This is a genomic window from Bacillus sp. P14.5 (genome assembly GCF_003316765.1).
In the GTDB taxonomy this organism is placed as follows: domain Bacteria; phylum Bacillota; class Bacilli; order Bacillales; family Bacillaceae_B; genus Rossellomorea.
Genome location: NZ_NIJF01000003.1, coordinates 1 through 2,522 on the forward strand (window position 1 = coordinate 1; position 2,522 = coordinate 2,522).

Sequence of the window (2,522 nt, forward strand, 5' to 3'; positions counted from 1 at the left end):
AGGAGTTCAAAGAGCGGGTACGTCGGCGCGATCCGCCCGCCACAGCCGCTGCATTTCCCGCGCAGGAACACGTAGCCGAAGACCGGAATGAGTTCCCAGGCGGATAAGACATGTCCACATGACGGACAGTGCGAGCGCGGGGTGACAATCGATTGCTTGCGTGGCACGCGGAGCCCGACGACGTTCGTGAATGAGGTGATGACGGCCCCGAGGACGAGGCTATAAATGAGTCCAATGAGTTCAACCAATCAAGGTCACTTCCTTACTTGTAAGTATATGCCAAAAACAGAAAACCGGCTAGGCTGAGCGAGTGCCCAGCGCCAGCCGGAGGTAATAATTATTTACTCATCATCGCCTGAGTCTGTAGCTGACAATGAATCTTTTTTAAGCGCACTTTCCAAACCTGACAAAGTGAATTTCTCACCTACAAGGTTTGCTGTATAAGTATATTTATTTCCGTTTTTACCTACAGTTACGGTTGCAGTGTTATAAGTGCCTTCTTTAAACGGATCTTTTAATGAACCTACATAGCTCGAAAGGTCAGTTGTACCTTCTGCTTCCCCATTAAAGTTTAAAACGGTACCATCTATAACGTCATTTGATGCTGTATAAATTTTTGCCGAACTCACCATCTGCTTCGCATCGGCAACCATCGCATCCTTCTTCGAGTTCTCGATAATCCCACCGATCGCGACGACGGCTATGGCTGCGATAATCCCCAAGATGACGACGACGACGAGTAACTCGACGAGTGTGAGCCCACGCTCATCTTTCAATTGTTTGGCATCTTGCCAAATCATTTTCATTTTCTCCAACATGATTCATTCTCCCCTTTTGTGTGTTGTGCTGTGATGTAAGCTAGATTCATTACCTTTGACCTAATACAAGTAGAACAATTTTACTATACATTCTAGAAATAGGATTGAAAAGATACAAATCTGCAAATAAATAAATTATTTCTACTGATTTTGGATATCGCCATAAATTTGGAACATTGGGACGACGATGGCGATGACGATGACACCGACGATACTCGCCAAGACAACAATCAATAACGGTTCGATGATTGATTTCAAGCGGTCCGTCGTCGTCTCGACCTCGGTCTCATAAAACTCCGCGACCTCGTTCAGCATCGAGTCCAAATCCCCGCTCTCCTCGCCGACGGCAATCATTTGCGTCATGAGCGGCGGGAAGCTATCATTCCGTTCGAGCGGTTCATGGAGCGGGATTCCTTGCGCCATCATCTTACGCGCTTGGGCGAGCCCTTTCCGGATGACCCGGTTCGAGACGATCTTTTCGGTGATCTCGATCGCCGACAAAATCGGTACCGCCGCTTGGAGTAAGACGGCCAAACTTCGCGTCAATAACGCGATTTGCGACTTTAGGACGATTGGCCCGAAAATCGGTAGCTTCAACAGTAAGTTATCAATCACGTACCGTTCCTTGTCGCGCTTCAGCATCCACGCGAAAACGAGTAGCGCGACGAGTGCCCCCCCGAAGATGAGCCACCAATAGGCGGCGACGAAATCGGAGACGGCGACGACGATGCGGGTGATGAGCGGGAGTTCCCCGCCGAGCTGTCCGAAGATGCTCGCGAACGTCGGGACAACGTTCACCATGAGGAAGGCGACGACACCGATGGCGACGATTGAGACGACGAGCGGATACGTCAGCGCCGAGATGACTTTGCGTTTGACGTCGTATTGTTTTGGAGCTGGAGCCCGATTTGGTCGAGCGCCTCCTCCAAGTTCCCGCTCGCCTCACCCGCGAGTGCCATCGAGCTGAAGAAGTTCGAGAAGACGCGCGGATGTTTCTTGATTGCTTCCGAGAACGCGATCCCTTCGCGTAAGTCGTCCTCGACTTGGCTGAGCGTCTTCTTCAATACTTTCGATTCGGTTTGGACGCGCAAGATTGACGTCGCTCGGACAATCGGTACACCGGCCCGGATGAGCGTCGCGAACTGGCGCACGTACATGATTAAATGTTCAATCTTGACCCGCTCCGGGAGCAGGTTGATTTCAGTATTCAACCCCGTCGACTCGAGTTCAGCGAGCTCGGTGACGAGAATCGATTCTTGGCGTAGTTTTTCTTTCGCCTCGCGGAGCGAGACGGCGGTGACCCGCCCTTTCTTACGTTTCCCGTTCAGCAGTTTGCCTTCATATTGGAAGATGGCCATTCAGTCACCTCTCTTCATTTGGTACGGCGTTCGGGTTGATGACGCCTTGACGGACGAGCTGTTCGATCGCCATGTCCATCGTCTGCATCCCGTTCTGCCGGTTCGTCTGGATGACGGTCGGGAGTTGGAACTCCTTCTCATTCCGAATCAAGTTGGCGACGGCCGGATTGCCGATCATGATTTCCATCGCGGCGACACGACCTTTCGGCACGTCGACGCGCGGGAATAAACGCTGACTGACGACACCGAGTAGCACGTTGGCGAGCTGGGTCCGGATTTGGTCCTGTTGCTCGGCCGGGAAGGCGTCGATGATACGGCTGACGGTCGACATCGCGCTCGACGTATG

The 2,522-nt window shown here is 52.0% G+C and carries 2 protein-coding genes and 2 pseudogenes; all 4 read right to left on the reverse strand.

What is annotated here, in order from left to right:
• Positions 1-248, reverse strand: a 248-nt coding sequence (locus B9Z54_RS00185) for a prepilin peptidase (protein WP_162785022.1), incomplete at its 3' end; no start/stop codon positions are given.
• 93 nt (positions 249-341) lie between these two features.
• Positions 342-818, reverse strand: a complete 477-nt coding sequence (locus B9Z54_RS00190) for a prepilin-type N-terminal cleavage/methylation domain-containing protein (RefSeq protein WP_113926545.1) — start codon at positions 816-818, stop codon at positions 342-344.
• Between the two features lie 141 nt (positions 819-959).
• Positions 960-2,176, reverse strand: a pseudogene (locus B9Z54_RS26590) (type II secretion system F family protein).
• Positions 2,177-2,180: 4 nt separating this feature from the next.
• Positions 2,181-2,522, reverse strand: a pseudogene (locus tag B9Z54_RS00200) (type IV pilus twitching motility protein PilT); the annotation flags it as partial.